This is a genomic window from Spirosoma aerophilum (assembly GCF_054782495.1).
Map to the genome: position 1 here is coordinate 1 of NZ_BAAGSJ010000052.1, position 24,471 is coordinate 24,471.

Genomic DNA, 24,471 nt, shown 5'->3' on the forward strand with positions numbered 1-24,471 from the left:
AAAAAAAAGCTTCATAGAACAGTACTTACTATGGACTTTCTTTTGTTGAGCCAATATTGTAGTGAAAAAGAAAGAGAATGTCCACCTTTATCCGTTCCCCAACTATTGATAATTGAGGGGCTGTATTGATCGCTTAATTGAATATCAATAATTTTGAAACGTACCCCAATACCACCTTTCAAACCATAGCTAAGCCTCTCATTCATAGGAATAGACCACGAAGATCTATGTACTGGATACTGGTCACTGAGAGGCATATTTTGTTGAATATTATTATCATCTTGAGTAAGAGAAAGTAAGTATCGACCATAAAAACCGAAAATTAAGTAAATCTTCGTTTTTTCATTAAGGATTGGTTCGTAAGAGAGTAGATGTAATTCCGCTGTATGACTCTTGTGTAGAGCCGAATATAGACCGAACCCATGTTTAAACTGGGCAATTCCTAACTGCTCATATACGTTGACAGCATATTTGATCTGCGGTTGAATAACAAAATGCATATTTCGCAGCTGAATATCTTGTAAGAGGCTAAAGCCCACATCATATCCAACTCTGTGTCTGATAGCGTCTGGACTTGAATAGGTGCCAATTAACTTACCATCTGTTGAGTGTAGGTTTACGGGATATATTGGAATTTTTTGATTAAATAAAGTTACCCTGCTTCCGGCTGATATACTAAATTGTTGCGCTCGGGCTAAACGGCAAGAGCCAGCGATTATAAACACGCAGACCATTACATACAGTAAGTTTGATCTCATGAGTTTTAATTAGTTCTCCGTTGTAGTTAGTTTCTATAGGCTTGCCATTTGCGATTAGCCGTAATCCTCCCAATTCTGTTCAATAGTGTTTGTATTTGGTTTGTTGGCCGGAGGTAAGGCTGTTTTCTGGCTTGGGGCTAGCAGTTGGCGTATCTGCTCTTTAATCTGTTTAAAGTTATCCTGTACCTTTTCTTCGCTAACTGCGTTGATGGGCTTGATGGGCTGGGCCTTTGTTGATGGCTGGACGAATTGCCGCCTAAACTCGGTTTTATTTCCTTCAGCAATCAGTCCGGCAAACTCTCCTTTACGGAATCGCATTACTTCCTGACTCTCTAAACGGTCACGCTGCTGCATAGAATAGCTTTGATTAATTGAACTGTTTCCATCGCTTTGACTGTAACCGTAGCTTTCATACTCAACATCGTGTTTCCCAAATAATGCCGTAACTCGCTGCGCCGTTTTAGGATTTGTCGTCCTTCCGTAGAATTGACTACCCAAATTACTGATAATCATTTCGCTATTAGATGGACCTAGTCTCCCTTCCATCTGGGCTATATCCTGCACGGCGTAGATAACTGATATGAAGTTGCTTCTTCCTGTGGCGGGGATGTCTTCAAACTTTGGAATGAACAGGGTTGGCGCTTCATCCAAGATAACAACCGATTGTTGTCGATTGCTCTGATTCATCCGTTTTAAGGCGGTAGCGACTATCAGACTGATGACAGGACTCAACGTAGCCGTAAGGGTAGGGTCGTTGCCTACCGTTAAAATACTGGGCTTCTTAGGGTCATTTAAATCAAATGGAACCTCATTACCCGATAACACCCAAAATAAAGCGGGGCTGTTCAGCGTAGCCATATAGTTTTGAATCGTAGCAAAAACGCCCGCTAATTGATTCTGACTTTCTGAACCAGCCGCAACAGATGCAATAATACCTTTTACTTCATAGTCCTGCTGTAGCGTGTTTATGAGTGTTTTAGGGTCACTTTCCAACAACAGGCTAACCGCATGAGGAAGTGTACAGTACTCAGGATGGTTATTCCGCAAATACCAGATAGCTCCGGTTAGCAATACTTCGGCGCTCTGAATCCAGAAGCTCCGATTTTGGGCGGCCTTAAAATCTAAGTTGGTTAGTATCGTAGTGGCCGCTTCCCTAGCATACGTATTATCGGTTATAAGAGCAGGAGCCAAAGGATTGATTCGATGGCTACAACTCAGATCAGCAAAATTGACGTAGTAGGTACTTATCTTACTGTTGGCATAACTACCGGCTATTTCCTCGGCCAGAGTAGGAAATTTGAAATCATAAACGATGCCTGTATAATCGTTCTGGCCGGCTTGATGGATAATAGGCTCAATTATACTTTTGCTCTTACCGCTCCCCGCTCCGCCCGAAATAAATACACCCCGACGAGGGTTATCAATAAATAATGGGCCTGTAGTCGTCTCAAATTTAAATGACTTCTCTTCCGGCGTATAAGGTTCGACCGTTACGGCTTTTTCCCTATGCTTGCCGGTATAGTTCCACCAGTAAATTGACGCAACAATTATATAAGGTAAATACAACCAGGCTAGATAAATGGGGAGACTACCTAACACCCACCAGGGCATTATGATAGCATAAAAAAGAAGTGTTAAACGGACAAGATATTTATTCCAAATACCTGTTTTAAACTTTTCTTTCCCGTCCCACAGTAGAAGCCGATTAAGAGGTCGCCAAATCCCAGCACCGGCAACAGCTCCTACTGAGCCTAGTAAGAATTCGGCAATGAATGCCAAAACTCCGGAAAATAGGAGCGGCAAAATAAGCATTGACATAACGTTTTGAGGTTTAGTCGATTAATGGAAGGATAAGTTATAGGCTGATTCCAACATCCTGATGTTGCTCTTTTATCTGTTTTGGAATCTGAGATTCCTGACGAACCTCCTGACGCATGGCTAAACGTTCGGCTTGATCGCCCTTCTGCATGGTATTAGCGTAGCGGAATGTTTCGGTTAGTGAGCGGTCATAATTGAATTGCTGATCAAACTGCTTTTCAGCCGCTTCCTTAAACGCTACCCGATTAAAACCGCCTTTTACCGCTCCTTTGTCGGTGTCTCGATGATTCGTGGCCGGACTTAGTTTTAAAGGGTTTTTACGGTCAATTTCTCCGGCTTGTTTTCGCTCCTGAAAGCGTTCTAGGTTTTCAGTACGACTAACAATAATATGCACATGAGTTTGTGGCCCTTCCTTTTTTTCCCCTTCGTTTTGTTCCTGTTGCTGAACGCTTCTATCCCGGTGAGAATGGGTCCGCTCCTGCTCAATCTTAGCGTACCAAACTAAATCCTTACTTTCGATACTCTTCCCAAAATTGGCCGCGTATTGCTCCATTGCCGAGCGGGTGTACTCACGCAATTTTTCTTTGTCGTTACCAATGTGAACTAACTCGTTTTCACTTGGACAAAGCACAACTTGATAAAACTTATCGTCGTCTCTTCCTAAGTTTTTCCGATTATCGTCTAAACTGGATGTTACTTCTGAAGCAACAAGGCCATTTTGGTCTTCAGAAAACCAATTGCCTCGCTCTTGTTTTTCTAAATAGTTTACTAATCCTGCACTACTACCTTTTCCAGAACTTGCAACTTTTGCTACCATGTCATTAAGTTGATTTATTCTTTGCCTTTTCGATCATATCTAAATAAACTTGGCGGAATTGTTCAGTTTGTAATTCTGCTTTTAGCGCTCCTCCAATCGTGCGCATTTGTGATTGCCTTAACGTCTTCGGTAGTTCGTCCTGGACAAACGAAAGTAGTATTTTTAAGTCGTCACGAATAGGCCGTAACTGCTCTTTTTCTTGTTGTCGAATAAAACTAATTAACCGCCGGTCAAGTGCTTTTATAGCATCGGTCGGATTATCGTTTTTAGGGTCACGTGGGTCGGCTTTGGTTGCTTTGAAATACTGCAACATAGCTTCTACGAGTGCTTTATTTGTTAAGCCGTAACTCTCCGCAAGCTTGCTCAACTGCTCATGTGTCTCTAATGACACGTCTATACTTTTATAATTTCTTGCCATAGTATCCGTATGAATATCCGTATAAATATATCTGACTATCAGATGAATAGAAATAAATACGGATACATAACGTATTTATTTTTTTACTTTATTTTCTATATGTCTGATTATCAGACATATATACCTCGTAGAGCGGGCGGAAGAACAGTCTGAGCGTAGCGAATACTGTTCCCGCTCGCTCTTTTCAAGACCGTACCACGCTGCCCACCGTAGGGGGGCTACTCTCTCGCGTCAGCCTTTTATTCTCTAAGTCTTTCCTGCTCAATATAATTTTCATCAATGTAAGAAATTAAGTAATTATGATCTTCTAAACATTGCAGAAGATACTCTACTCCAAATTTACTTGATAAGTTGGGCGGTTCAATACGAGAAGCTATAATATGAGTTAAACAAGATATAGCATTAGCCTCCCTTTCGAATCCAGCATTTTCCAGCTCAATTACAATATGATAGATCTTATTTTTTATGTCTCCATATCGAAATTCTTTCTCTTCCATAATAAATGTATTAAACCTGAAAACTGATTAGTTGATATGAAATTTCTTATCAATTATTGAAATCCGCTTCTTATCCTATTGGTCCAAGTGTTGTAATACAGATTGATTTGGCAGTAATCTCTGTAAGAATAATTTCGTCATGTATGAATGTGTTCAGCCTGTTTACAAACATTTCATAATTTTCAATACTATCAGCATTTAAGCCTGATTCAATAAAATTTTTAGAATCTACTCGTAAGCCTATAAGATGAGTAAAGTAAATTAATGCCTCAGCTTCATCTTTGTGATCTGCCTGACTAAGCATTTGTACTACGTTAGTCATTATTGATCTGACATCTCCATAATCTAGTTTTTTAGGCTCCATAAATCTTAGATTTTGAAAGCAAGCTCGTATTAAATACGAGCTTGCTTCATATTAAAATTACTTCGGTTCGGTACAAACAATAGTATTTGAACCTGTTCCAGTAGTCACTTTACCATTTCTATCTAATGGTACTTTGATTTTAACAGAACGGTCACTTACAAATTTCTTCTTAACCTTAAAACGCGTTTCCATAATCGTAAACATTTAAAAGTGAAATCAAATTTAACTAACATGCTATATTCGCTCAAGAGAAAGTTGGCGAAATAGTCTAATTAGTTGGTGAATTAGTTGATGGGGGGTGAATAGCCACTTTTAGGGGGTGAATGAAGCTATCTTATAATTTTCTAAGGACAAAAAGCGACCGGAATACGAAGTTCATTACTCCTGCGAGTGATTTCGTATTCCGGTCGCTTTTTCCTTGGCAGTATCTCTCTGAGACTAGCTTACATTACAGTCGATACAATAGTACCTCCGGTAGCTCCACAACCTACAGCATTTTTAGTACCTGTAGTTTTTTGTGGGCTTACCATACGTGACTTCACTGTTTTTTTAGAAGGAAGTTGGAATCGGCTTAGCGTTTTCATAAGATATAAGTGGTTTGGTTTGAAAATCAGAGACTATTTAATAAAAATGCTTATATAATCTATAGTCCAACATGGGATTAAATTGAATTGGCTTTGTAAAGGGCTAATTATGAGCTATATAAAGAGAACAGTCTTAGCCTTCCTATATCACTGCATAACAAGCCTCACAATTCGCATGTAGGGGATTATACTAGTAGTCATAGGTGTGATCAGTTTACTGCCAATTAGCGTCTTGGTGGGCCTGTAATGTGTTTATGAAGTAAGATTTACGGCAAAGCTGAGCTTTAATCTTCCTCTAATCAATTTGTCTATCAGCGGAAGGAATGGATTTTCTTATAGCGGATTCTTCTTGCACGATCTTCCGCCTAGCTTCGAACTCTTGTATGTGAAGTCCGTAGAGGCGGCAAGTACAGGGATATCTAGGACGTAGCTGATCCATTCTTTTTATCATCAGTTTCGCGGTTTTGAATGTTTGGGGGAATTCCTCGTTCATATCACCTAAGGCAATGAGTTGCCCTTTAACCGTAAAGAAGAACTCCTTTCCTCCTCCATCCTCTAGGTTGATAACGTATAGGGCCATAAGGTTGCTGTGATAAAGTATGGATACTTACTAAACCGGTTTCCTCATATGTACGACAGTCTGAAACCGTATTAGTAATATACTGGTCTACACTGCAAAACGGGGCCAAAATGAAAATAGGAAATCAGTAGCCAAGCAATCAGCTCGTTAGGCATATACAAAGCATCAGATCAATATATAACCCATTGTAGATCCCAAAGATGATGCGCTGTCAGAAGATCTTGTAATGAAGCGCCCTGAAAGAGTATCTTTAAGGCCTGATAACGACTAATAGCGAGACTTACCATTTTCTCCATGAAAGAAAAATCTACGTCCCCCCTTAAAATACTTTCACTCACCGCCGGTTTAGCGATTGCCTTTGCCATATTCTTATTTGTAATGAATAAAAGGGCAGAGTCTTCACAACTCTTAACAACTAGTCAAAATGAGAAACCCAAGAGTGAGCAAGTAGTAAGGCCAAGTGTCAATGGAGTTTATTCTTATACTGATGATTCAGCAGAACTTGAGATAACAGTTTCAGATAATCACTGGTCTGGTAAAACTATCATGAAAAGTGGGTTTGGGGAAGCGTATGATGAACAAAATGCCATGCGAGATAATGGGGTTGTTAAGGAAGGATATCTCTATGATGATTCTGGTATGGTAAAAATTGGTAGTGTCTCAGATGGCTATTTACACACATCTGTAGGCCAGAAGCCTGTAACATTAAGAAGAATTTAAATTAATGTAATCTGCACTCAGGTCTTTGGTCTCATTTTGCACCAAAGACTTAATCTCGACGAACAAGCGTCTTTGGTCTTTGGGTGCGTTTGCCGTTTCGTACAAAATCCGTCACTTGGCAATTGGTCAGCAAGAAGGATATTATTTTCTGAAACGGATCAGGTCGTGCTGCGGTGGCCGTTGGACGGCTCATTCGCCATTTGGAAGAAAAATCAGTCTCTCAAGCTCAACTATAATATGAGATTTTGAATTTGATTAATGAGACGGCCATTTAAGATTCTAGGAAAGGTGCGACCGTTGGTGAAGCTGTTCCGATGTCTTGAAAAAACGGGCATTTTGTGAGACGGTCAAATAGATTTTATGAGTATATTTTCCAATAAGTCTCCTCTAAAACAATACAAAATACGTATAGCGCATTTTGTATGGAAAGAGCGTCAACCGGCGAGTTTTGCCCAATACTCAAAGCAACCGTGCTAACCGCAAACAGACAGAATAAAAATGAACGAATTAGAATCATTAAAAAACATATTCAAGGACAGAATTTTTAAAATTCCAGACTATCAACGTGGTTACGCTTGGACGGAAAGACAATTAAAAGATTTTTGGGAAGACGTTGTAAATCTGCCAGCCGACAGATTTCACTATACTGGCCTTTTATCACTAAAAAAGGTTGACCGAAACGTTTGGAAAAATTGGAATGACGAAAGGTGGTTATTAGAAGACAGAGGTTACAAAGCTTTTCACATTGTTGATGGACAGCAAAGATTGACAACTTTTATAATTTTCATTCAAGCAATTTCCGAAATATTAAAAGAAATTCCCGAAAACAAAGACAAAAAAGACGACGAAATATATCTTGGCTCGTTTAGCCTAAAAGCAATAAAAGAAGAATATTTGATTGTTCAAAAACCACCTCAATTTATCATCAGGACTTACAAATTTAGTTACGAGGTTGATAATCCAAGTTTCAAATTTTTAAAATACAGAATTTTTAATGAACCAAATAGCGGAACTATTCAAGAGACTTTTTACACTTTGAATCTTGAAAATGCCAAACTTTTTTTTACCGAAAATCTTAAAAACTATTATGAAAAATATGGAATATTAGAAATTGAAATACTTTTTAAAAAACTAACTCAAAATCTAATGTTTAATGTTTATGAAATTAGTGATGATTTTGATGTGTTTGTTGCCTTTGAGACAATGAACAACAGAGGAAAAAAGCTTTCAAACCTTGAACTTCTAAAAAATAGACTTATATATCTAACAACACTTTATGACGAGAAAGAATTAAAAACAGATGAACGTTTTTCACTTCGTGAAAAAATTAATGATTCTTGGAAAGAAGTTTATTATCAACTTGGAAGAAACAAACAAAACCCATTGAATGATGATGATTTTCTTGTTGCTCATTGGATAATGTATTTTCAATATACAAGAGAGAAAGGAGACGATTACATACGTTTCCTTTTAGAGCAAAAATTTACTCCTCAAAATATTTATGCAAAGACAGAAGCCATTGTAAGTTCGTTACAAGAATTTGAAGAAGTAATAGAAGACGAAGAAACCGACCAAGAACAATTTGAAGAAAATGAAAATGAAGAAACAGTTGTACTTCGTTCCAAACTTTCGCCAAAAGAAATCGAAGATTATGTAAATAGCTTAAAATCAGCGGCTGTTCATTGGTACAATACTCATAATCCAGTAAACAATCCAGATTTGTCAAGTGCAGAAAGTTTGTGGATTGACCGATTAAACAGAATTGGTATCATTTATTTCCGACCACTTGTAACTGTCTCTTTCTTGTCAAGTGAAGTTGACGCAAAGCAAAGGGTTAAACTATTCAAAGCAATTGAAAGATTTATTTTTATAACATTCCGTTTAAGTAGAGCTTTTTCAACCTATCGAAACAGTGAATTTTATAGAGCATCAAGACAATTTAGAAATAACGAATTGACTGTTGAAGAAATAACTGAACGCCTTGAACAGCGAATGAGTTACTGTTTCTATACACCTGAAAACACAACAGACAATTTCTTTGATTACACCTATTTCCAAAATTTTATTGATAAGAAATTTAAAAATGGTGGAGGCTTTTACTATTGGAATGGGTTACGCTATTTCTTGTACGAATATGAAATGGACAAAGTAAGACAAAGGGGAAGCCAAAAAATAGATTGGAAGCTATTTATAAAAGGAGAAAAAGACAAAATTTCAATCGAGCATATTTATCCTCAAACGCCTGACAACAAATGCTGGAAAGAAACTTTTAAAGGCTACAAAAAAGCTGAAATTAACTTTTTTCAAGGCACATTAGGAAATTTACTTCCATTATCACAAAGTATAAATTCGAGTTTACAAAATGACTGTTTCGTTGATAAGAAAAATCCAATATATAACGAAAGAAAAGAGAAAATAAGACAAGGCTATTCTGACGGATCACATTCAGAAATTGAGGTTTCGACATATGAAGAATGGAATCCAGACAATATATTAGAACGTGGATTAAATCTAATTGAGTTTATGGAGAAAAGATGGAATCTTAAATTTGAAAACAATTACGCTAAAACAGAGTTGTTGTTTTTAGACTTTATGCTTCTTGACGAAGACGAAACTGAAAAAACAGACGAACAACAATAAGTACTGGGGGGTACTCGACACAGTTGGGGTATATGCGCCACCGAGGTCTATTAACGTCCAGCATGTTAATTGCTTAGTCTAAAATCTATGCTTTTAACGTTCGTTTTGGAGAGCAAATAATATTGCTGTTAAGGGGCGTGTAAAAGCAGCCAATTTTTATGCTCTTAAGCCTATAAACCACGTTAAGACCATCCAAACCAGAAATATAGTGGCCAGCGATCCGGGTCACACTTATTCTAGATACTATACGCTACTTTGGCAAGTAGCGCCCCTACTAGGAAAGTTAATTAATATAACTAATTGATTAACAATTTTTTATAGACTCTACGTGACGGATATACCCCAACTGTGTCAGCTACCCCAACATTCGTCATGAGCCGCTTGAAAAGAAAAATTCCTATCTGGAAAAAGCCTGAATCCGTACCTGGTGAGCTTAGTGACGTAGATGTGAGTGATATACGGGATGTAGATAAGCCATAATCCAATAAATAAGAAATGCCTAGGCGTTAATGATTATTTCCCCGATTGCCTTCTTCTTTACTTCTTTTAATTGGTTACTGTCTGCATGAATATAGCTAAGATCTAAATTATCAAAATCTAGGTCGTTATTTGTAAAGGGGTGTTCAACTAACCAATGGTCTGCAACATGCAGGTTTGAAGTAAATACTCGTGTTATAAAAACACCTGAAACTCTAGTATTTAGTGGATTAACTGAGTTGTGAAAAACTCCATTATCGCCAATATTAAAATCTTGATTTTTTCTATTTAGGTCATCATCTGAGAAACGTCTGCCAATACCAAATAAGGCATTATAAACATCTTCGGTAGATGTATGCTTGATACTTAATGAATTTATACAAATAATAAAAGGTTTGTCAGGATTGCCATAGTGTTTTGCCTTGACTTTAATGGCATTCTTCAGGGATCCATCAGAACCGCCCATGAAACTACCCCCTAAATAAGCAATTATTGGGCGCGTTAAATTAACATCTGTTGGATATAAAGATATTGAAATAATAATATCCTCATCTTCATAAGTTAAAAATCGGTCTAACTTATCTTGATGATTATATCTTTTTGGTAAAGCATAAATTGGCGCATTTTCATCAATATTTTTTTGAAAAAAAGATTTTAGTTTTCTTAATTTCGCCTGATTTTTTGAGATAAAATCAATACTTTCAATATTTATACCATAGCCAGGGCAGCTTATTTGATTTATAGTATCATAAATCATATTGTATTTGGTTTTGAGTGCCTTTTCTTCTTTTGATTCATCAAAGGCAACTTTTGCTTCTATGTAAATTTCTATATCGCCTTTCTTGGCTAAAAAATCAGGATGATTAGTAGAATCTGGTAATGCGGGATGGGGTGTAAGCTGAAAACCTTGTTTTGAAAACAACTCATGTATGAACAGTTCAAAGAAAGCGGAATCAAAATCCGATTGAAAATCACGTTTCAAATTCCATTTGTGATTATCAGGGTATCTTGAAAACCAATCATTTAGCATTTCTCTGATTACAACAAATTCATCTTTAGCCGAATTATCGTAAAATTCATAGCTATCGTGTTGATGCAGCGCGTATTCAAGATTAGTCCTTATTTTATCATCAAAGAGTTTTTCCGACATTAATTTAAAACTCATAAGCTTTAGGCATTAGTGTTAACAGACGCTTTTTAAGCTCCGCAGTTAAATCTTTATAACCTTGTTCATTGGGTAGATACTTAAGTGCCCTATGATGGCCTAAATCTGATGGAACATCAGCTATTGATTGAGTAATTGGGATAACTGTTTTGCCTAAAGTATGAGCTATACCCACTTCATAAAACACGTTAGGATTTTTATCTGTAAAATCGGCTATTACAACATGGCTAGTAAAAATTAATTCAAAAATATCTTGTATGAATGTAGTGTTTACCCAAATATCATCTGCCTTTTTACAATCTAATGAAAGGTCGTCACATGCTTTCTTTATAGCATCAAAAGTTGCACCAAGCTTGAATGGTAACATGACTGATACTAATTTTTCGTTTTGTGGCGAATTAGGAATTTGAAAAACCTGTGGAGCGAATGAGATCATTTTTTTGGGAACTTCACTATGAGCGGTAGATATGAAATCCGAAACAGCCGGTGTCGAATATTTCTCTGATAAATAATTTCTAATTTCATTTAAATTGTTTGAATCTTTACTAATGATGGAAGTCAATACTTGTAATATATTACCTTCATAATCATCATCCCCAAAGCTTAAACTTCGTAACAATCTATCATGGTTTTGAACAATATCATAAGAATTCAAACTATACCCAAAATCCAACCAATCTGATTTACTAAAGTTGTTTGCGATTTGATTTTTTATGTCAATTATTTCCTTTCCGTTTATTGGATTCATATTATTGATTAAAGTAAATGAATTAGGTTAGCTTCTAAATAACTGTTTCTTAGTGGTATTAACCAAAAACACGTTAAAGTCTTTATGATCTTGATATGCTACTGAGCAATCTTCCGCTTTGCCTAGAAATTCTGCCTGTAGCATGGTTTTCATCTTCTGGCCTGTTGCGTCATTATCTAGATAAAGGGAAATCTTCGAGTAACTACCTGATTTAAGCAGTTCTTTAGTTCGTTCGTGAAAAGAAGCAGAATTCATTATTAGCGTATCACCCTGCACCAATTCTTGAAACTTAGCTAGATCTGCCGTTTGGTAGTATGTCAGTGCTGATAGGAAATCCATAAAACCTTCAAATACTGCGGCCTGGCCTTCCCTCTTGCCCTTGATGAAGCTTATACCCTTATGACCTATCGAGCTTTTGAAGTATGGGTTTCGGATCTCATAACCTTCGGCTTCGTTCCTGATGCCTACGGCAAAATAGACTTTGCCGGTATCATTATTAAGATATTGGACTTCAACCAGGTACTTATATGCTATTACGGGATCTACACAGCGTTTCTCGGTGAGATATTGAAGCAATGCCTTACCATTGAAAGAATCGACGCTGAGCGGGTTTACTTTACGTAGGACAAGTGTTTCAGTGCTGGCTGCTGGGGTAGTAGCTTGTGGGGGCGCTTTCGGTGCGGAAAATAGGCTTTGCTGATACGTGCCTGATAATCTTTCTAGGTTGGCCAAGGCCCCTTTGATATCTGAGCCGTAATAGCTCATGGCGAAATCTAAAACTGTACCGCCTGAATCCCCGAAATCCTTCCAGATCCATTTACCTCCTAAGAAGCTGGTATGGAAAGAAGCGTCTACCTCATTCCTGAAGGGGGACTTATACCATAGCTCGTTACCACCTTTGCGTGTTCTAACTGGTTGATGCCCAAGCTTTGCCAAAATGTCAGGTAGGGATAGTTTTTTTGCCTGTTCTGAGTTCATAAAACTATTTAACCTATAGACTAAATTTTTAGGAAATCTTTTTTCTTTTCAACAGCAATTAGGAAAAAAAATTTTTGAGATTTTAGTTAAACTTATCAACATTTGGCCGCTGGTAATATAGGTTTTTATTTTTTTATAGGTTTTAGTATAGGTTTGTCCCGCAAAGTTCACGTGTTTTTTAGATCATATTCCCGCAAAGTTCACGTGGATAAATTAGTAAACTCCCACAAAGTTCACGTGGATAACTTCCAATAAGGGCAACTCCCGTAAAGTTCACGTGAATAAATAGTTAAGTTATTGATATACAGTACATTAAGTTTAAACTCCCGTAAAGTTCACGTTCCTTATGTGAAAGGATAGAAATACACATATCTCTAAAATACAATAGCTTAAATCAATATAACTAGTTGATTACTAATTAGTTAATTTAAAAATTCTCATAAAGTTCACGTGACCAAAAAGCGTATATGGTTAAATATCAGATGTTTATCTTTAAAACTCCCGTAAAGTTCACGTGCTTTTTAAAGGTTTAGGAAGGTTTTGATTCTAGGTGAATAAGATTTCTTGCCAATATAGGCGGCTGAGTTTGAGATAGATTAAAGCCCTTATTATGCACTTCTTCAACTCGATTAAGAGCGTTAGGATATTGCTTTAAAGACATGTGTAATGTCTTTCTAAAGACCTCTTTAAAATGGTCCATCCTTTCATATCCCTGGCCGAATTGGTCTTTCAGGGCTTGCCACGTGATGAACTGAGGTTTACCAGGTGTAATACGGTGTAGACGCTGTGCGAGCCATGAATAAATATCCATTGCCATTGCATTATTAGAAAGTGCAGCTAATGCGCGTTCATCCAATGGTATAGCGTGAACCATTAGGCTATTGAAGTAATCATCAGATAGAACGACGGTAGAAGGCCATAACACTCGCTGGCTATCATCTTTAGGGAACCACAGATCAAAAGCTTTCACTATTTTAAAATCAACCTGTACGGCTCTTGCTCCATCAACAAAACCCACACTGAGGGTTGATGCGCTTAAACGGCGTAACTGCTCTTTCACTTCCTTAATAGTGCGGCCATCAGTTGCTAGGCCAATACTCTTGATAAAGGCGGTCATGCTATCCTCAACATCAATAGTTTTGCTTTGAGTTTTAATAGCTTGGGTGTTGATATGCGCGAGAATAAGACGGGCTTTTGTACCATATGGGATACCTGCTAACTCGTATTTGTCAGTAGCAGGGTTCAATACTGGAGTACAGCTTATGGCAAGTTGCGCTTTACCCTGCGACTGTTGCCAAAGCTTACAATCATCACCAGGATTGCGGTAAGGTAAGAAGGTTTGGCACAATACAGAGTGCTGAAAAAAAGCAGCCTCAATAGTAGCTTTGTCCTGGTAAATGGACATCATGCTATCATTCTGCTTTTTTATGAAATGCTCTTTTTTAGCCATTATTCTAAGCGATTAGAGGTTGCTGCTGAAAACAAAATACTTCATAGTAGATTGACTATCAATAGAATAATTTCATACTTCCCTGAAAATATGATCTCAGTAAATTATTAAATCATATTTTACTGAGATATATAATCTTCTATCAATTCGCTAAGTGCTTGCTGCATAGTCTTGCCTTCGCTTATAAGTTTGATCTTAAATTTCTTAAAGGTGTCTTCCGTTAGATCTACCGTTTGGCGGTAAGTCTTGCTGGTTTTCTTCTCCGAATGGATGTTCTTAGTAGCAGCATCTGTTTTTTCTACATCTATACTGGTCTTCTTTACCGGCACTTTAGGACCAAGTGAGGAAAGAGTTGATTTTAGCCCTGTATCTTTCTTTGTCATTTTGATTTGCCTTTATTGATCTTCTTGATTGCGTTCTTTACATCTTTGAAAAGCTCTATCATCTCCGCTTTTGCTTTCTCGTCTTTGTACTCATAAACACCTAGCCCTTTAATCACAGCTTCACGGTAAGCTATCCGGTTTCTTAGGGAGCTGTTGAATACTGAAATTCCAGTTGCTTCTAATACTTCCTTTACTTCACGTGAAAGGTTTGTGGTTTGGTTCTGGTTGATGAGAAAATATGCAGGGATCGTTTCTTCTTTCTGCTGCTCTGCATCTCGGTAGCGATCAATGAACTTTTCAGTTGCCCAAATATCAAGGCCGCTTGGTAGGATCGGGATTATTAACAGGTCTGCGAGTAAGATAATTTTGCTCGTGACCTGGGAGAGTGAGGGCGTACCATCAATGATAACAATTTCGTGGCTCTGGTTTAGGTGCTTTATATTTTTAGAAAGCTCCATACCATCAGTAAGGCCATAAACCGGTACTGCTGGTAGTTCTTCATCTCTCAACCCTGACCAGCGTAAAGCACTTTGGTTTGTATCAACATCTACTATACAAACGCTATACTCTGAATGGGCAAAGCATACAGCCAGATTCTGGGCTACGGTTGACTTTCCTACCCCACCTTTAAGGCTTGTTACGGATATTATCATGTACTCCTCGGTAATTTTAAGGCAATATAACTGAAATCATATTTTACTGCAAGTCTGATATAATGCCTTCATACTATCAGTAAAATATGAAATCATATTTTACTGATTTAAAAGTTTATCTTTTGAATATCAGCTCTTAATAGTTTATTATCATTATAGTACTTATCATAAAATCTTTCGCATAGATGCTTCAGTAGGCACTTGACCAGGCTGCATGTATGATGCTCTGAGTATGGCCGGTCGATTATCCGTTGATGCGTGTAGACTTCATCTATCCATTTATCTTCATACGCTCGGATAGCTTCTTCCAGCTCGTTAGCTGAGAGCTGGGTATCATAAAAATCAACTTGTGATATGGAACAAGGAAAGCACATAATACGCGTAAAATGAGCGTACTAGCATAACCTGTCAATGTCGAAAATATTAAATATACTATGCTATTGATTATGCGACCGTATAAATCAGGAGTTTGACAACTGCCTGATTAGATCCCTGTAAAAGTACTCCTGGCTAGGGTGGATCTTCATAGAATTACGCTCATCACCTAACTTATAATGCAGTGTGATGTATGTATCTTCTTCACCCTCTGGAATCGGTGGCGGGAAGCTACTGCTATCAGCTCCGCTCATCTTCAGAGCTTTTAAATGTTTTTCTAGCTCGTTTTCAGGTTCCATGATGGCTTGGGTTATGGCTAAAATCTTACTGCAAAGCCCTGCCGGAACAGGGCTTAATAACTCTATTCTACACCTTCTTGTGCCTTGGGTTTACGTCCACGTGGCTTACCAGTATAGGGTGCTTTGGGGGCTGCATCTTCCTGATTTAATTGTAATTCAAAAGCCGTTGCACCTTCATAGCCAAAAAGACGAATGGTAAAGGCGTATTTTGATTTCTCGAAATTAACACCGCTTTTTTTCAGGATAAAAGGCAATGATAAAGTGTAGCTTTTAGCGGCTTTTTCTACTTGGAAAGTATCTTCCTGGGTATCACTAGCCGGAACCAGGTAAAGAGATTTGGCTTTACGCTTGCCTTCCTGCATACCGACTTTGAAAGTAGTACTTTCGAAATCTATGCCTAAATCAGCAGCGGTCTTAGCAGGGAATACCAATTTACCGGCATTAGAAATATAACCGGTCAGAATTACTTTTTTGGCTTTTACTGCTTTCTCCTGCTTCGCTTTCGGAAGGCTATTCTCAGCGGGCGAAAAGAAACGAATATCAATGGATTTCATTATCACGGGGTTAATATGTAAAACTTACTGCAAACTTAATCAATAAGTATGGCCTAGCAGAATTGATAATTTTATTAAAAAAGCACTGCCGAACAGGGCTTTATAATGAAAGCTTAAACCTTCATGGTTTTAGACGCTATGCTGTCAAGAAAGCTACAATCAGTGACTATACGGCTCTTCATGTTGGCGGATCTAGCATAGATGCTGATAGGGTGTTTCCCTTCAAAATGTGAATCTCGCTCGACCGGTAAACCGAACCGGCCACGTATTGATAAAAGCTCAGTGATGGATATATAGCTAAGTTCCGGGAATCCTAGCCCTAAATCACACAGGCCAAAGGCAAGATCTGTTTCTTCAAGATCTATTTCAGTGAGTAGCCAGGTACAACCGGCATCAGGTGTAAAAAGCTTTACTACCGGTATATGATCTTTGCCTATATGCTCAGGGCTGCCATTATGTAGAAGTTTAGTTAGTTGTTCTTTGGTAAACAGTTTCATTAAGATTCTCCTTTGAGGTTGCGGTTTACGAGGCTGAACAAACCGGCCATTCTAAAATACACCTACTGAAATTTTGGTAGGGCGGGGAATTGCCTATTTAACCCGGTCAGGGCAAGGCGAAAATTTCAGTAGGTGTATTTTAGAATGGTTGGTAAGACCACGTGGCAAACCAACGAACGGCGAAGGGGTATTGAAACGGTTCTATATCCAATAACTCACAATCAAGGCCGTGGCAGGCTTTACAAGCAGGGTAGAACCGGTTACAATGGAAAAAACGTTATATTGGCATTAACGACGGGAAAGAACCATGCAGACAACATATCACATAAACACTGAGAACCTTAATTCTAAGTTTTTAGAAACGGTCAAGGCTATGTTTGGCAAAAAAGATGTCAAAATTGTGATTGAAGACGTTCAACCTGAAGACGAGCAGGAAAAGTTATTCAAAACTTTGTTTGGAAGCTGGGAGGGGGATGAAACTGGGGACGAGTTAGTTAGACAAATTTACTCCGCTCGTTCTAGCAGCACACGTGATATAGAGTTATGAGTGAGTATTTACTAGATACCAATATTTGTATCTACTTGATTAAAGGCCAATACGATTTAGAAAATAAAATCCTAAAAGCCGGTTTAAAATCTTGCTATCTATCAGAAATTACAATTGCTGAACTTTTGTTTGGCGTAGAAAATAGTGCCCCTGATAGAAGATTACGAAATCTTCAACGAGTACAAACGCTTGAAGCTTCTTTCTTAGGTAGGATAATACCAATCAGTGAGTGCCTAAAAGAATACGCTAAACACAAAGCACAATTGATAAGAATTGGCCGTAGGGGTGATGATTTAGATATTTTTATAGGTAGTACAGCTATTGTAAAAGGATTAACATTGGTTACTAGGAATACCAAAGATTTTGTTAATATGGATGGTATTATACTTGAAAATTGGATTGATAATTGAAAAGTGAAGATTTTAGACACTTACAATAGTTTAGCTCAATTTTACTTGAGAATATTTCTCACTTACCACATTCTCAATGTAAGTGATTTCTTCCTCAGATAAACCATATAAATTATAAACTATCTTCTCAATTTCAGCTTCAAGCTCTGTAGTATCAACCACCGGTACGATCTGCCTCTTACTAGTTAATTCTATAACTTTTTGAATAAGCGCTGAATTATCTTCCTTTGTACAAGGAATAGGAACGCTCTTAATATATCTAGATTCAAAACTATACCATCCACCTCTCATTTGGGTGGAAGTCTTTGTTATGTACCAAAATGCTGTTTTACTATTTAAAATAGCTAACAGAAAGTAGGGGGATATGTTATCATTTGGTACTATGCCATATCCACCAGATACGCCGCCGGTAAACATAAATTCACCAGCATCATCGTATGAGATTCTAGGTGTAGGTGCGATATCAGGTGTAAATATTTTGGGTTGTGTAATTACATCTAAAGCTTGGTTACGTCCAAATACATACCATTTCTCATTTTTGAATTTACCACTTTCTCGATTTTCCAGAAATGATTTATGAATATTTAGGTATGCCCATACTTTAGGATAGTTTTCTAGTAATTCAGAAGTTTGTAACAGAGTAGCATCTTTGTAAGGAAATAAAATCAATAAATCTGTACCTAGAATTTGATAGTCTCTACTGTCACCACCCTTCATTAATGGAAACAGAATTCCTTTCTCAAGTTCGTAAGTGTTGCCATCTTCTTTACATAAAACTTCAAAATAATCGTTAGACTCTGAGAGCTTTTCTAAAATGAAAATTTTATCAGCACTGGTTTTAAGACCTTGAAATATTCTCTTCGTAACACTCTCTAATGAGGGGAAGCTAGAAACTATTCTTGTTAGTAGTCCGTCATCCTCTGAACCGAAAAATACCCATTCTTTACTCGTTAATGAACTAGCTAGAACTGTATCAAAATGCAGGGGAGTATTAGTTTTTAAGGAATTAAAGTTTTTACACTCAGTAAATTCAAATGAGTTATTTTTCTTCTTATCCAGAAAAAATAAACCAGTATATGTAGAAGCATCTTCAAAAACTTGGAGTGCGCCGAAATGTACTATCCTACGAATCGAATTATCTTTAAGTATAAATTCTCTAATTTTTTCTCCGTATGTTGCATTGATAAACTTATGCGGCATAATGAAGCAAAAATCTCCTTTAGTAGCCAATATACTATATCCTAATTCAATGAATGGAATATACAAATCGTAATTTCCAGAGCCGGTAGAAAAATAATTCGCATTATACCATTCGACAATATTTTCATTATGCTGTCTTAGATCTTGAATGCGGATATATGGAGGATTACCAATTACTACATCAAATCCTTTAAAATCTCCTTCGTCTGTAAGAACTTCAGGAAATTCAAAACGCCACTCAAAAGCGTTTTCATAAATCTTATTACTTTTAATTTCCTCTATATCAGCAGTTAATTTATTAATTTCTGCTTCAAGGTTGCTTTGTAGATCCTTTCGAAGTTTTATTTCTGCCTTAGTTTCTGGAAAAAGAAGAATTTGGTTAACTAATTTATTGAGTTCGCCTGACCGATCTCTAAGCTTCTTTAACTTAGGATCATTAGCAGATATTTCAGTCCTGAAGTCACGTTTAATACCGCTAATAAGGCTTTCCATTTCACGTTTTTCTGCCTTATTTTCGGGGTTACGGTACTTCTGTACCGCTTCGCGATAACTTGTAATATTCCATTTGCTCTTTTTTAGAGCTTGGCGCATATCTGAATCTAATGGAAACCTACTAATAAGGGAATTACCTGTCTTAATATTTATATCAATATTAGGTAGTGTTTCTAATGTCTGTGTCGTTGAATCTGTAGTCAAACGATAATAGGCATTTTTCAGTAATTCAATCCATAAGCGAAGACGGCAAATCTTCACTGAATTATGATTAATATCTACACCGAATAAACAATTTTCTATTACTGTCTGCTTTTCATGAAAAAGAGCCTCTTGGATACGCTGACTTTCTTTATTACCTGGATGATATTCAAATAGTTTTCCATCATCATCAGTAAGTATTAGCTCATCATTTACTACTTCAACCGTATAATCCCTCAATGTACGGTCTTGGCGATCAAGCAAAATATGTAAATCGCTTTTTACTGATATTATCTCATTAAGTGCCGATACTAGAAAATGCCCTGAACCTACTGCCGGATCACAAATCTTTAAGCTATTTATTATAGTGTTAGCTTCCTTCTTATCCCTTATGCTATCATACAGCTCATCAATCGTTGAGCATTTCCAGCCTTTTACGTCATTAAATTTCTGTAGTACCGCCTGGCGAATAGTTTCACGGCACATATACATAGTAATGAAACCAGGCGTAAAAAATGAGCCATCTTTATAGCCGTTGATCTTTTCAAAGATCAAACCTAGTACTGAAGCGTTAATTAAAGTTTTATTGTCTTCCTGAATATTCTCTGAACCTTCACTTCCGAAATCATAGGCATTTAAAAATTCAAAAATATAGGTAAGTGCATTTATGTCGCCGGTACGTTTTTTCCCCTTTGCATCCTTCAGTACAGTACTAGGTAGAATAGGCAGTAAACGATCATCCCGGAGATTGCTAATTACTATAGTAACCTGCTCAATCTCAGTAGGATCAAACAAAGAGCTGTTCAGGTACGGCACTTTTGCAAAAGCAGCTTGAACTTCATCATCCCGCTCATCAGGTCTTCTAGCAAGTACACTGAAGAATAATGTGTTCAAGTCATCAAAATCATGAATACGATCACCATTCAAAAAAGCATAGGATCTATCGCCCTTATGATAGCTAATTAATTGAGCTTCAAGAAGTTTTAAAAACAGTATTCGATTGATCCAGGTAATGGCTAATTCTAAAGCCACATTGTAAAGCCGCTCCTGGTTACTAGAACCAAATTGAGAAGGACGGTCTAACCGGCTAATCTTATCCATGCTATCGAGCTGCTTTATTGCACTCTCGATAAGTGAGCCATTATTACGCTGTCCTACAGGTTTACGGTCTATCAGCTTTTTGTTGCCTTCCTTGATCTCGGTCAGACCGATAATATGCAATAGCTCACTGTAGAACTGTTTATCTAAGCTGTTACTGTCATTAGTGAATGGAAGTTTAAGTAAATGCTCAGGAGATAGAAGTTTAAATAGGGCGATCAGCTGGGTATCGTCTTCTTTATCAGCATTTCTTAATGGTTTATCGTATTCTAATATATTGAAGTGAGTGAATACAAGTTCGCTTAATGCGGCTGTTATAGCCGGTTCTGCAATCTCCTTGTAAAAGAAGTCGGTATTATGCCCTGCTAGCCGTTTTTCCTCAAAATCTGTAAATTGACGTACTAACCCCTTATTCTGTGCAAACGCTTTCTCAAATACAGCAGCATCAAAGATGAACCACTCATATATGTTTGTAGCTACCAGGTGTTTAATCTCTAAATTTTTCCCAGTAATACGTTCACGGAGGTAGTAAAGCACTAGCTCTTGCATCGCCTTCGTATTGATACGATCTATACGAAGCATTTCACTATGGCCGCTCTGCTTAGGCTTCTTAGCCTCTAAGATTAACCCTACGCTACTTTTAGCATCCTTTCCATTATGTATAACCAGGTCATTACGGCCTTTCGTATTGATAAAATGATTTGTACCGTAATAGGTATCATGTAGAAAGCGAGATACTAGATTTTTATGAAATTCCTCTGATTCTGCATCATTAATATGATCTAACAGAGTGATTAAATTTTCTTTAAAAGCTTCAATATCTGTCCTGTTGGGCTTAACTTTCAAATAAGCTTTATTAAGGGCTTTACGCGGTTTTATTACGGTGGACATATTTAAAGACTATAAATCAAAAGTAAATTTTAAATGGCATCAATACCCAAAGAACCAAAAAAAGCTTTATGCCTTAAATTGACATCTTCAAGAAGTTGTTTGTAATCCATAACTTCGATGAAAATATTTGCGCCTTCTTCGTACTTGAACAAAGTACCTTTAGGTGTTTTTTTATAACCATTAAACTCAAGTTCTTCTTTGATTTCATTATCATAATCGCAAATGATATAACCAAATTTTGGCGTATCTTTTGTAATACGGGTTAATCTACCTTTGTAATCTTTTATTTTTCCAGAGACCAGATCTCTGATATATTTCATAACCTGATTGCCTAAGTTCTTTTCATCCTGTTTGTAGTAATTTCTCATAGGTCTTTTGAACTCAAAGATTACTACTGATGAGTTAGGATCACCATAAGTAAATTTGTTATCGTAAATCAATAAATCAGGCTTATTCTCACTGGTTGATTCAATAAAATCTGTTTCTTTTAATGGTTTATCAGATGCTATATATTTACTGTAAGCAAGCCTTTCATCTAATACCCAAAGGTTGTGATTGTTGAAAGAGATTTGCGTACCTGTCCTTTCTCTCATAAATATAATATCATGTATATCAGCCTCATATTTAAACTCGCCGTTGCTTTGTATCTCAATGAATTTTTCTAACACTTTAAGGACTGTCTTTCTGTGTAACATGTAGTTGACAAGCTTAGACTGGCCTAAATCATTTTCTTCAGATAGCAACTCTTTGAGTAAATCTTTATACTCTTCACTATTTTGAATATTCTCAATTTTCTCATTAAGAAAATGGCTCACTCGTGCTTTCTGTTGAACTTCTAATTCATAATTTAACCGGTGAAGTTCAAGCTCTTTATCTTTATCTGAAGAACTTGGCTTTAATTGATCTAAAATTTCTTCTTTATTCAATAGATGTCTATACTCTAAACCATCTTTGTAAATATAATCCCTATAATTATCACGGTTAATTTTGGACACCTCTAATAATTCCGATGAAAACTGAGTTTTCACTTTATTTGCAATTATATTACCTATCTCTTCAAAGGTAATTTTATTATAAGCATCTTTTTCGCTTGGATTCCTCGGAATTATAAATTCATCACGAAGCGGTGTAAGGTTCCTGTTTAAATAATCACCTTTTACATAGGCTGAAACATAGAAACCACCATCTTCATCTGAAATTTTTCTATCTAGTACTGGTATGAATTTTGATAAAGATTCGGTTTTTACTTCCCTTTTATCACCGCAATAATGAATTTTATGAGACCCATTAACCTTTGAATAATTTTTCACAAAGTTAACTTCAAAATTTTCTGACTCTATAGTTATAAATTCTTCATTATCTTCAATCTGAAACAGATCATTAAACATTAAATCTAAATCTAATGGCTCATCAATCATCTCATCATAAATTATGATTTTAGGCTGAGATTTTGTTATAAAATAAATAAGGCAATGATGTAATAGGCTTAAAGCAACAGTGTTAGCGTGAGCCGATTTACGCAAGAAATCTCTATAGTCATTTAACCTTATTTTTGTCTTCTTCTCTGCAATACCAGCATCTTCTACTTTTTCATTCGAAATAATACTATCTGAATCAAAATCAAATGTTCGTCTACATAGTTTTTGATTTTCTTGTCCAAGATAGATACTATCCACTTCTATATTCTTAAAAGCTGCAAGAGCTAGAAAACGCCCTATACCTTTACATCCAAGTTGGGCTTTATGTCCGGTATAAGCAAGGCCGTAAGATTTTCTGTTTAAATCATTAAATCCTACTCCATTATCAGTTACTTCAAAACCTACAATGTCTGATTGCTTTTCAGGTTCACCATTTAAATTTAATTGTTTGAAAGGATCACGTTTAATGATTATCTCTATTCTACCATTTTTATTATTGTCCTCGTGAATAGCTTGTATTGAATTTACAACTATTTCATACAACGGGAATAAATATTGATTTTCTCTGAGCTTAATAGAGCGAATCCAATTTTTAAGATCTACAGGGATAAATTGATTCATTTCAGTAAATTTTGTGGATGTTAAAAGGCTTTGCTTAACAAATTGATATTCAAGTATCTCGTTAAACTATAGCAGCATAAAGCAAAGTCAAGATGCAGCAAAACTTACTAACGTTCTTGAAACCGTTCCCTTATGAAACTTCTTACCGGTGGCCGTATGGAAGCCATTATTATTCAGGTGGTCAGCTATCTTGGCAAGGCTCATACCTTTTTCACGGCAAACCTGAATAAGTGCGGTTGCCCTTTGATTATTCTGGTTGGCCTTGGCCTTGTCACTCCGGGCGGCTCCGCCTGCGCTGCGGCCTGCATGGGTGAGATTGGATAACTTACCAAGTTCTGCGCCTTGCTTCTTCTTAGCCTGTAGTGCCTGGCGGGTACGGATACTGATAAGCTCCCGTTCTCTTTGGGCTATACCGGCATATATGGAAAGGGTTAAAGCATCGGTGGTCGGTAGATCGCAGCTTTTGAAAAGAGAACCAAGCTGCTTCTGAATTCTGAAGATGTGTTCCACATCACGGCTTAACCGGTCGAGCTTGGCCACTACCAGGATACACTTATGAGCCTGGGCATATTGGATGGCTTCTTTCAGGATCGGGCGGTTTTCAACGTCCTTACCGCTTTCGGTTTCTATGAACTCTGCCGCTATCTCGGCTTTGTCTATCTGGGCGTAATGTTCAATGATCGCTTTCTGCGCGTCAAAAGATAAGCCGCTGCGCTCTTGACCTTTTGTACTTACCCTGATGTACGAAACGTAATTCATGGGGCAATATAGCATAGGGGTTACAAACCTGCAACGGTCGTTCCTGGTTTGTAACCCCT

At 37.1% G+C, this 24,471-nt stretch carries 25 protein-coding genes; 4 read left to right on the forward strand and 21 right to left on the reverse strand.

Annotation, left to right across the window (positions count from 1 at the left end):
* Window positions 1–11: 11 nt before the first annotated feature.
* From ACYVK4_RS33305 to ACYVK4_RS33345, 9 genes are all read right to left on the reverse strand, one after another.
* Window positions 12–758 (reverse strand): hypothetical protein, encoded by a 747-nt coding sequence (locus ACYVK4_RS33305; RefSeq protein ID WP_461131908.1) that lies wholly within the window; start codon window positions 756–758, stop codon window positions 12–14.
* A 54-nt stretch (window positions 759–812) separates the two neighbouring features.
* Window positions 813–2,576, reverse strand: coding sequence for a type IV secretory system conjugative DNA transfer family protein (locus tag ACYVK4_RS33310; protein WP_461131909.1), 1,764 nt, complete (start codon window positions 2,574–2,576; stop codon window positions 813–815).
* Between the two features lie 37 nt (window positions 2,577–2,613).
* Window positions 2,614–3,393 (reverse strand): DUF5712 family protein, encoded by a 780-nt coding sequence (locus ACYVK4_RS33315; RefSeq protein ID WP_461131910.1) that lies wholly within the window; start codon window positions 3,391–3,393, stop codon window positions 2,614–2,616.
* A gap of 4 nt (window positions 3,394–3,397) precedes the next feature.
* Complete coding sequence (locus ACYVK4_RS33320; protein WP_461131911.1) at window positions 3,398–3,811, reverse strand: BfmA/BtgA family mobilization protein; 414 nt, start codon at window positions 3,809–3,811, stop codon at window positions 3,398–3,400.
* Between the two features lie 239 nt (window positions 3,812–4,050).
* Window positions 4,051–4,308 (reverse strand): hypothetical protein, encoded by a 258-nt coding sequence (locus ACYVK4_RS33325; RefSeq protein ID WP_461131912.1) that lies wholly within the window; start codon window positions 4,306–4,308, stop codon window positions 4,051–4,053.
* A gap of 70 nt (window positions 4,309–4,378) precedes the next feature.
* Window positions 4,379–4,672, reverse strand: coding sequence for a hypothetical protein (locus ACYVK4_RS33330; protein WP_461131913.1), 294 nt, complete (start codon window positions 4,670–4,672; stop codon window positions 4,379–4,381).
* 57 nt (window positions 4,673–4,729) lie between these two features.
* A complete protein-coding gene (locus ACYVK4_RS33335; protein WP_461131914.1) occupies window positions 4,730–4,864 on the reverse strand; it encodes a hypothetical protein in 135 nt (44 codons plus the stop codon).
* A 251-nt stretch (window positions 4,865–5,115) separates the two neighbouring features.
* Window positions 5,116–5,256, reverse strand: coding sequence for a hypothetical protein (locus ACYVK4_RS33340; RefSeq protein WP_461131915.1), 141 nt, complete (start codon window positions 5,254–5,256; stop codon window positions 5,116–5,118).
* Window positions 5,257–5,551: 295 nt separating this feature from the next.
* Window positions 5,552–5,836, reverse strand: coding sequence for a hypothetical protein (locus ACYVK4_RS33345; RefSeq protein WP_461131916.1), 285 nt, complete (start codon window positions 5,834–5,836; stop codon window positions 5,552–5,554).
* 294 nt (window positions 5,837–6,130) lie between these two features.
* Between ACYVK4_RS33345 and ACYVK4_RS33350 the strand changes: the two genes are divergently transcribed.
* On the forward strand, window positions 6,131–6,556 hold the full coding sequence (locus ACYVK4_RS33350; RefSeq protein WP_461131917.1) for a hypothetical protein: 426 nt from the start codon (window positions 6,131–6,133) through the stop codon (window positions 6,554–6,556).
* A 498-nt stretch (window positions 6,557–7,054) separates the two neighbouring features.
* Window positions 7,055–9,196 carry a DUF262 domain-containing protein gene (locus tag ACYVK4_RS33355; protein ID WP_461131918.1) on the forward strand — a complete coding sequence of 714 codons (2,142 nt, stop codon included), beginning with the start codon at window positions 7,055–7,057 and terminating at the stop codon, window positions 9,194–9,196.
* Window positions 9,197–9,695: 499 nt separating this feature from the next.
* Here the strand turns inward: ACYVK4_RS33355 and ACYVK4_RS33360 are convergent, their stop codons facing one another.
* The 9 genes from ACYVK4_RS33360 to ACYVK4_RS33400 all read right to left on the reverse strand — a co-directional run bounded on the left by ACYVK4_RS33360 (window position 9,696) and on the right by ACYVK4_RS33400 (window position 16,775).
* Complete coding sequence (locus ACYVK4_RS33360) at window positions 9,696–10,838, reverse strand: hypothetical protein (RefSeq protein WP_461131919.1); 1,143 nt, start codon at window positions 10,836–10,838, stop codon at window positions 9,696–9,698.
* Complete coding sequence (locus tag ACYVK4_RS33365) at window positions 10,828–11,586, reverse strand: hypothetical protein (protein WP_461131920.1); 759 nt, start codon at window positions 11,584–11,586, stop codon at window positions 10,828–10,830. Before ACYVK4_RS33365 ends, ACYVK4_RS33360 begins: the two co-directional genes overlap by 11 nt.
* Window positions 11,587–11,613: 27 nt before the next feature.
* Window positions 11,614–12,564 (reverse strand): toprim domain-containing protein, encoded by a 951-nt coding sequence (locus tag ACYVK4_RS33370; protein ID WP_461131921.1) that lies wholly within the window; start codon window positions 12,562–12,564, stop codon window positions 11,614–11,616.
* Window positions 12,565–13,093: 529 nt separating this feature from the next.
* Entirely contained in the window at window positions 13,094–14,014 is a 921-nt protein-coding gene (locus ACYVK4_RS33375) for a replication protein RepA (protein WP_461131922.1), read from the reverse strand.
* Window positions 14,015–14,133: 119 nt separating this feature from the next.
* The gene (locus ACYVK4_RS33380; protein WP_461131923.1) at window positions 14,134–14,397 is read right to left on the reverse strand and encodes a hypothetical protein; all 264 of its coding nucleotides are present in this window, start codon (window positions 14,395–14,397) and stop codon (window positions 14,134–14,136) included.
* Window positions 14,394–15,050, reverse strand: a complete 657-nt coding sequence (gene parA, locus ACYVK4_RS33385) for a ParA family partition ATPase (protein ID WP_461131924.1) — start codon at window positions 15,048–15,050, stop codon at window positions 14,394–14,396. The genes ACYVK4_RS33380 and parA overlap by 4 nt, the downstream gene beginning before the upstream one ends.
* 461 nt (window positions 15,051–15,511) lie before the next feature.
* Entirely contained in the window at window positions 15,512–15,724 is a 213-nt protein-coding gene (locus ACYVK4_RS33390; protein ID WP_461131925.1) for a hypothetical protein, read from the reverse strand.
* Window positions 15,725–15,786: 62 nt separating this feature from the next.
* On the reverse strand, window positions 15,787–16,278 hold the full coding sequence (locus tag ACYVK4_RS33395) for a hypothetical protein (RefSeq protein WP_461131926.1): 492 nt from the start codon (window positions 16,276–16,278) through the stop codon (window positions 15,787–15,789).
* Window positions 16,279–16,391: 113 nt separating this feature from the next.
* Window positions 16,392–16,775 carry a DUF2958 domain-containing protein gene (locus ACYVK4_RS33400; protein ID WP_461131927.1) on the reverse strand — a complete coding sequence of 128 codons (384 nt, stop codon included), beginning with the start codon at window positions 16,773–16,775 and terminating at the stop codon, window positions 16,392–16,394.
* Between the two features lie 307 nt (window positions 16,776–17,082).
* Here ACYVK4_RS33400 and ACYVK4_RS33405 point away from each other — a divergent pair, with 307 nt between their 5' ends.
* Together ACYVK4_RS33405 and ACYVK4_RS33410 are read left to right on the forward strand one after the other, a co-directional pair.
* Window positions 17,083–17,322 carry a hypothetical protein gene (locus tag ACYVK4_RS33405; protein WP_461131928.1) on the forward strand — a complete coding sequence of 80 codons (240 nt, stop codon included), beginning with the start codon at window positions 17,083–17,085 and terminating at the stop codon, window positions 17,320–17,322.
* Window positions 17,319–17,732 carry a PIN domain-containing protein gene (locus ACYVK4_RS33410; RefSeq protein WP_461131929.1) on the forward strand — a complete coding sequence of 138 codons (414 nt, stop codon included), beginning with the start codon at window positions 17,319–17,321 and terminating at the stop codon, window positions 17,730–17,732. The genes ACYVK4_RS33405 and ACYVK4_RS33410 overlap by 4 nt, the downstream gene beginning before the upstream one ends.
* 30 nt (window positions 17,733–17,762) lie before the next feature.
* Here ACYVK4_RS33410 and ACYVK4_RS33415 read toward each other — a convergent pair whose 3' ends face one another.
* The 3 genes from ACYVK4_RS33415 to ACYVK4_RS33425 form a co-directional block, all read right to left on the reverse strand.
* Window positions 17,763–21,614, reverse strand: coding sequence for a type IIG restriction enzyme/methyltransferase (locus tag ACYVK4_RS33415; protein WP_461131930.1), 3,852 nt, complete (start codon window positions 21,612–21,614; stop codon window positions 17,763–17,765).
* Between the two features lie 29 nt (window positions 21,615–21,643).
* Window positions 21,644–23,653, reverse strand: a complete 2,010-nt coding sequence (locus tag ACYVK4_RS33420; protein ID WP_461131931.1) for a hypothetical protein — start codon at window positions 23,651–23,653, stop codon at window positions 21,644–21,646.
* Window positions 23,654–23,740: 87 nt separating this feature from the next.
* Window positions 23,741–24,412: a recombinase family protein gene (locus tag ACYVK4_RS33425; RefSeq protein WP_461131932.1), complete on the reverse strand. Its 672-nt coding sequence runs from the start codon at window positions 24,410–24,412 to the stop codon at window positions 23,741–23,743.
* Between the last annotated feature and the right edge of the window lie 59 nt (window positions 24,413–24,471).

Bases quoted from the DNA above. Each gene is read 5' to 3' on its own strand.
- ACYVK4_RS33305 (WP_461131908.1), bottom strand. From the start codon at position 758: ATGAGATCAAACTTACTGTATGTAATGGTCTGCGTGTTTATAATCGCT.
- ACYVK4_RS33310 (WP_461131909.1), bottom strand. From the start codon at position 2,576: ATGTCAATGCTTATTTTGCCGCTCCTATTTTCCGGAGTTTTGGCATTC.
- ACYVK4_RS33315 (WP_461131910.1), bottom strand. From the start codon at position 3,393: ATGGTAGCAAAAGTTGCAAGTTCTGGAAAAGGTAGTAGTGCAGGATTA.
- ACYVK4_RS33320 (WP_461131911.1), bottom strand. From the start codon at position 3,811: ATGGCAAGAAATTATAAAAGTATAGACGTGTCATTAGAGACACATGAG.
- ACYVK4_RS33325 (WP_461131912.1), bottom strand. From the start codon at position 4,308: ATGGAAGAGAAAGAATTTCGATATGGAGACATAAAAAATAAGATCTAT.
- ACYVK4_RS33330 (WP_461131913.1), bottom strand. From the start codon at position 4,672: ATGGAGCCTAAAAAACTAGATTATGGAGATGTCAGATCAATAATGACT.
- ACYVK4_RS33335 (WP_461131914.1), bottom strand. From the start codon at position 4,864: ATGGAAACGCGTTTTAAGGTTAAGAAGAAATTTGTAAGTGACCGTTCT.
- ACYVK4_RS33340 (WP_461131915.1), bottom strand. From the start codon at position 5,256: ATGAAAACGCTAAGCCGATTCCAACTTCCTTCTAAAAAAACAGTGAAG.
- ACYVK4_RS33345 (WP_461131916.1), bottom strand. From the start codon at position 5,836: ATGGCCCTATACGTTATCAACCTAGAGGATGGAGGAGGAAAGGAGTTC.
- ACYVK4_RS33350 (WP_461131917.1), top strand. From the start codon at position 6,131: ATGAAAGAAAAATCTACGTCCCCCCTTAAAATACTTTCACTCACCGCC.
- ACYVK4_RS33355 (WP_461131918.1), top strand. From the start codon at position 7,055: ATGAACGAATTAGAATCATTAAAAAACATATTCAAGGACAGAATTTTT.
- ACYVK4_RS33360 (WP_461131919.1), bottom strand. From the start codon at position 10,838: ATGAGTTTTAAATTAATGTCGGAAAAACTCTTTGATGATAAAATAAGG.
- ACYVK4_RS33365 (WP_461131920.1), bottom strand. From the start codon at position 11,586: ATGAATCCAATAAACGGAAAGGAAATAATTGACATAAAAAATCAAATC.
- ACYVK4_RS33370 (WP_461131921.1), bottom strand. From the start codon at position 12,564: ATGAACTCAGAACAGGCAAAAAAACTATCCCTACCTGACATTTTGGCA.
- ACYVK4_RS33375 (WP_461131922.1), bottom strand. From the start codon at position 14,014: ATGGCTAAAAAAGAGCATTTCATAAAAAAGCAGAATGATAGCATGATG.
- ACYVK4_RS33380 (WP_461131923.1), bottom strand. From the start codon at position 14,397: ATGACAAAGAAAGATACAGGGCTAAAATCAACTCTTTCCTCACTTGGT.
- parA (WP_461131924.1), bottom strand. From the start codon at position 15,050: ATGATAATATCCGTAACAAGCCTTAAAGGTGGGGTAGGAAAGTCAACC.
- ACYVK4_RS33390 (WP_461131925.1), bottom strand. From the start codon at position 15,724: ATGGAACCTGAAAACGAGCTAGAAAAACATTTAAAAGCTCTGAAGATG.
- ACYVK4_RS33395 (WP_461131926.1), bottom strand. From the start codon at position 16,278: ATGAAATCCATTGATATTCGTTTCTTTTCGCCCGCTGAGAATAGCCTT.
- ACYVK4_RS33400 (WP_461131927.1), bottom strand. From the start codon at position 16,775: ATGAAACTGTTTACCAAAGAACAACTAACTAAACTTCTACATAATGGC.
- ACYVK4_RS33405 (WP_461131928.1), top strand. From the start codon at position 17,083: ATGCAGACAACATATCACATAAACACTGAGAACCTTAATTCTAAGTTT.
- ACYVK4_RS33410 (WP_461131929.1), top strand. From the start codon at position 17,319: ATGAGTGAGTATTTACTAGATACCAATATTTGTATCTACTTGATTAAA.
- ACYVK4_RS33415 (WP_461131930.1), bottom strand. From the start codon at position 21,614: ATGTCCACCGTAATAAAACCGCGTAAAGCCCTTAATAAAGCTTATTTG.
- ACYVK4_RS33420 (WP_461131931.1), bottom strand. From the start codon at position 23,653: ATGAATCAATTTATCCCTGTAGATCTTAAAAATTGGATTCGCTCTATT.
- ACYVK4_RS33425 (WP_461131932.1), bottom strand. From the start codon at position 24,412: ATGAATTACGTTTCGTACATCAGGGTAAGTACAAAAGGTCAAGAGCGC.